The organism is Rhizobium rosettiformans W3, from assembly GCF_004912135.1.
In the GTDB taxonomy this organism is placed as follows: Bacteria; Pseudomonadota; Alphaproteobacteria; order Rhizobiales; family Rhizobiaceae; genus Allorhizobium; species Allorhizobium rosettiformans.
In genome coordinates, this window is sequence record NZ_STGU01000047.1 from 1 (window position 1) to 4,270 (window position 4,270).

Annotated in this window: 5 protein-coding genes; 1 reads left to right on the plus strand and 4 read right to left on the minus strand. The window is 59.3% G+C overall.

Annotated elements, in window-relative coordinates; all coding sequences use genetic code 11:
• Window positions 1-70: 70 nt before the first annotated feature.
• From fusA to rpsL, 3 genes are all read right to left on the minus strand, one after another.
• On the minus strand, window positions 71-2,170 hold the full coding sequence (fusA, locus tag FAA86_RS24065) for an elongation factor G (RefSeq protein WP_136543817.1): 2,100 nt from the start codon (window positions 2,168-2,170) through the stop codon (window positions 71-73).
• Between the two features lie 32 nt (window positions 2,171-2,202).
• Window positions 2,203-2,673 carry a 30S ribosomal protein S7 gene (gene rpsG / locus FAA86_RS24070; protein WP_113462470.1) on the minus strand — a complete coding sequence of 157 codons (471 nt, stop codon included), beginning with the start codon at window positions 2,671-2,673 and terminating at the stop codon, window positions 2,203-2,205.
• A gap of 86 nt (window positions 2,674-2,759) precedes the next feature.
• Window positions 2,760-3,131, minus strand: a complete 372-nt coding sequence (rpsL, locus tag FAA86_RS24075; RefSeq protein ID WP_003507760.1) for a 30S ribosomal protein S12 — start codon at window positions 3,129-3,131, stop codon at window positions 2,760-2,762.
• 508 nt (window positions 3,132-3,639) lie between these two features.
• Here rpsL and FAA86_RS24080 point away from each other — a divergent pair.
• Window positions 3,640-3,930 carry a transcriptional regulator gene (locus tag FAA86_RS24080; protein WP_113462469.1) on the plus strand — a complete coding sequence of 97 codons (291 nt, stop codon included), beginning with the start codon at window positions 3,640-3,642 and terminating at the stop codon, window positions 3,928-3,930.
• Between the two features lie 150 nt (window positions 3,931-4,080).
• Here FAA86_RS24080 and FAA86_RS24785 read toward each other — a convergent pair.
• Window positions 4,081-4,270, minus strand: a 190-nt coding sequence (locus FAA86_RS24785; RefSeq protein WP_167495090.1) for a hypothetical protein, incomplete at its 5' end; no start/stop codon positions are given.

Consider the following 4,270-nt stretch of genomic DNA (forward strand, 5'->3'; position numbering starts at 1 on the left):
CCGGCTCTCCATTATCTGGTCCCCGTCCGGGGAAATTCACTTATTCAATTGGTGGGGCGGGGTATCCCGGTCACTTCTGACCGGAATACTTTGCCTGGATTTCAGCAGCAACGTTCGACGGAACCGGTGCGTAGTGATCGAAGACCATCGAGTACTGTGCACGGCCCTGCGACATGGAGCGCAGGTTGTCGACGTACTTGAACATGTTGGCGAGCGGGACGTGAGCGTTGATCACGATCGCAATGCCGCGCTGTTCCTGGCCCTGGATCTGGCCACGACGGGAGTTCAGGTCGCCGATAACGTCGCCGACGTAATCTTCCGGGGTGACGACTTCGACACGCATCATCGGCTCGAGCAGCTGAGCGCCGGCCTTCTTGGCAGCTTCACGGAAGCATGCACGCGATGCGATTTCGAAGGCGAGAACCGAGGAGTCGACGTCGTGGAAGGCACCGTCGATGAGGGTGGCCTTGACGCCGAGCATCGGGAAGCCTGCGAGCGGACCCGAAGACAGAACGCTTTCGATACCCTTCTGAACGCCCGGGATGTATTCCTTCGGAACAGCACCGCCGACGATCTTGGACTCGAACTTGAAGTCGTCGCCTTCCGGGTTCGGTTCGAAGACGAGCTTGACGCGCGCGAACTGACCGGTACCACCGGACTGCTTCTTGTGCGTGTAGTCTTCTTCGTGGAGCTTCGTGATCGTCTCACGGTAAGCAACCTGCGGAGCACCGACGTTGGCTTCAACCTTGAACTCGCGACGCATGCGGTCGACGATGATGTCGAGGTGAAGTTCGCCCATACCAGCGATGATGGTCTGGCCGGATTCCTGGTCGGTCTTGACGCGGAAGGACGGGTCTTCGGCAGCCAGGCGGTTGAGCGCGAGGCCCATCTTTTCCTGGTCGCCCTTGGACTTCGGCTCGATCGCGATCTGGATGACCGGCTCGGGGAATTCCATGCGCTCGAGGATAACCGGCTTCAGGGGATCGCAGAGCGTGTCACCCGTGGTGGTTTCCTTCAGGCCAGCGAGAGCAACGATGTCACCTGCGAAGGCTTCTTCGATGTCTTCACGGGAGTTCGAGTGCATCTGAAGCATACGGCCGACGCGCTCGCGCTTGTCCTTGACCGTGTTGAGAACAGACGAACCCTTTTCGAGCTTGCCGGAATAGATGCGGGCGAAGGTGAGCGAACCAACGAAGGGGTCGTTCATGATCTTGAATGCCAGCATCGAGAGCGGCTCGGCGTCATCAGCGTGACGTTCGATTTCGGCTTCGGTCTTGAAGTCGATGCCCTTGATCGCGGGGATGTCGAGCGGCGACGGCAGGTAGTCGACAACGGCGTCAAGCAGCGGCTGAACGCCCTTGTTCTTGAAGGCGGTGCCGCAGAACATCGGGTGGAACTTGACGTCGATCGTGCCGCGACGAACGAGTTCGCGGATCTTGTCGTTGTCCGGCATGTCGCCGTTCAGGTAGGCTTCCATCGCTTCTTCGTCGATCTCGACAACAGTCTCGATCAGCTTTTCGCGATATTCTTCAGCCTTTTCCTTCAGGTCAGCCGGGATCTCGACGACATCCCAGGCAGCGCCGAGGGACTCATCGCGCCAGACCAGAGCGTTCATCTCGATCAGGTCGACAACGCCCTTGAAGTCGCTTTCAGCGCCGATCGGCAGCTGCATGACAACAGCGGTGGCGCCGAGACGGGTCTTGATCATTTCTACCGAGCGGTAGAAGTCAGCACCGGTCTTGTCCATCTTGTTGCAGAAGATCATCCGCGGGACGTTGTACTTTTCAGCCTGACGCCAAACGGTTTCGGTCTGCGGCTCAACACCGGCATTGGCGTCGAGAAGGGCGATGGCACCGTCGAGAACGCGCAGCGAACGTTCGACTTCGATGGTGAAGTCAACGTGGCCGGGGGTGTCGATGATGTTGAAGCGGCGCATCTTGCCGTCGCGACCCTTCCAGAAGGTCGTCGTGGCAGCGGAGGTGATCGTGATGCCACGCTCCTGCTCCTGCTCCATCCAGTCCATGGTGGCTGCGCCGTCATGAACTTCGCCGATCTTGTGAGACTTACCGGTGTAGTAGAGGATACGCTCGGTGGTCGTGGTCTTGCCGGCGTCGATATGCGCCATGATACCGAAGTTGCGGTAGTCTTCGATTTTATATTCGCGAGCCATAACGGACTGCCTTTCAATATTTAATCGGTGGATTACCAGCGGTAATGCGAGAAGGCGCGGTTTGCATCGGCCATCTTGTGGGTGTCTTCGCGCTTCTTGACGGCGCTACCGCGGTTGTTCGCTGCGTCGAGCAGCTCGCCGGAGAGGCGGTCGACCATAGTGGTCTCGTTGCGCTTGCGGGCAGCGGTGATCAGCCAGCGGATCGCGAGAGCCTGGCGGCGCTCCGGACGAACATCGACCGGGACCTGATAGGTCGCACCACCAACGCGGCGCGAACGGACTTCAACATGCGGCGCGACGTTGTCGAGCGCCTGATGGAAGACAGCAATCGGTTCCTGCTTGGACTTGTTCTGAACGACGTCGAAGGCACCGTAGACGATGCTTTCAGCGACCGACTTCTTGCCGTGAAGCATGATGGCGTTCATGAACTTGGTGACGACGAGATCGCCGAACTTCGGGTCCGGGTTGATCTCACGCTTTTCTGCACTGTGGCGACGGGACATACTATTTGTCTCTCAACGGTTAGGGACGCTTTATCACGCGGAGAACCTCGCGCAGCGCCGGTATCTGATGAATGAAGAGCCGAAGCTTACTTCGGACGCTTCGCACCGTACTTCGAACGGCGCTGCTTGCGGTTCTTGACGCCCTGGGTGTCGAGAACGCCGCGGATGATGTGGTAACGAACACCCGGCAAGTCCTTGACGCGGCCGCCACGGATCATGACGACAGAGTGTTCCTGCAGGTTGTGACCTTCACCCGGAATGTAGCCGATGACTTCGAAGCCATTGGTCAGGCGGATCTTGGCGACCTTACGCAGAGCCGAGTTCGGCTTCTTCGGGGTCGTGGTGTAGACGCGGGTGCAAACGCCGCGCTTCTGCGGGTTTTCCTGCAGAGCAGGAACCTTATTGCGCTTTACCTGTGCCTGACGCGGCTTGCGGATCAGCTGGTTTACGGTAGGCATATACCCATCCCTTGCAAAATCTAGTCTCAAGCCCTTTCAGGCCCTGGTGGTTGCCGTTTCCGGCGGCGGCCGCACAGTTTTCTTCATGCGCAAAATGTGGCCCGACCCGTTTTCGCGGATGGACCACAAAAGACAGAGGACGCACTGCAAGAGTGCGTCGTGCGAGCAGCATTCGTGTCGTCAACGTGCGTTTGGAGACCTGTTTGAGATGAACTTCAGGACGTGGCGTCCCGAAAAAGCCTACCTCACATGGGCTCCGATGGCCGGGGTACTACTGTTTTCCCCCCTTAACGTCAAGTCACATCTGACAATTAATGGCCCAAGCCCCTGCCCGACCGAGAGTCTGGCCGTTTCGGCACGGGAAAACCTGATGTCCGAGACGATTTGGCTTGGATTGCAACGGGAAACTTCTAGATAGGTACTGAGAGCGGGTCAACCACCCTGCCCCGTGTGGTCGAATCGGCCGCCAACTGAAGAATCGATCCGCCACAACAGGAAGACCGGCACCATGATCAACAGCGACAACGACAACAACCGCGACGAGCCCATGGTGTTCATCGTCATCGCCAAGGCCTACGAGACCGAAGGTGGCGAGCCCGTCGACCTGCACGTCCTCCTGACCGCCCCTGACGACGACACGGCCGTTCGCCTGACGCTCAATGCTCTCTCCGAGGAAGGCTTCCTGGAAGCCGATCTCGACCAGATCGGCATGATCACCGGCGCCCCGGACGAAGAGCCGCATGCCTCGGCCTATCAGGGCGCGCTGGAAGGCGAAGTCGCGATCATCCGCTTCGCCTGACCCCAACACCCATTTTCAGCTATCGAAGGCCGGTCGCTTGCGATCGGCCTTTTTCGTTGCGTGCGAACCTGTCGCGCGGCCCCGGTCCCAAATGAAAAAAGCCGCCCGGATGGCTCCGGACGGCCTTTGATCTTCTAACCCCGGTACCGATTACTCTGCGGCAGGCGCGTTTTCGCCAGCGAGGTTCTGCAGCATCGGGGTTGCAACATCTGCACCCGTGCCCTTCTTGCGCTCCTCGAGGATGAGGTCGTCGCGCGAAGAGGCGATGCGGCGGATCTGCGTCATGGTACCACCGGTACCGGCCGGGATCAGACGGCCGACGATGACGTTTTCCTTCAGA

Excerpts from the sequence above, each read along its gene's own strand:
- rpsG (WP_113462470.1), bottom strand. The coding sequence starts at position 2,673 with ATGTCCCGTCGCCACAGTGCAGAAAAGCGTGAGATCAACCCGGACCCG.
- rpsL (WP_003507760.1), bottom strand. The coding sequence starts at position 3,131 with ATGCCTACCGTAAACCAGCTGATCCGCAAGCCGCGTCAGGCACAGGTA.
- fusA (WP_136543817.1), bottom strand. The coding sequence starts at position 2,170 with ATGGCTCGCGAATATAAAATCGAAGACTACCGCAACTTCGGTATCATG.
- FAA86_RS24080 (WP_113462469.1), top strand. The coding sequence starts at position 3,640 with ATGATCAACAGCGACAACGACAACAACCGCGACGAGCCCATGGTGTTC.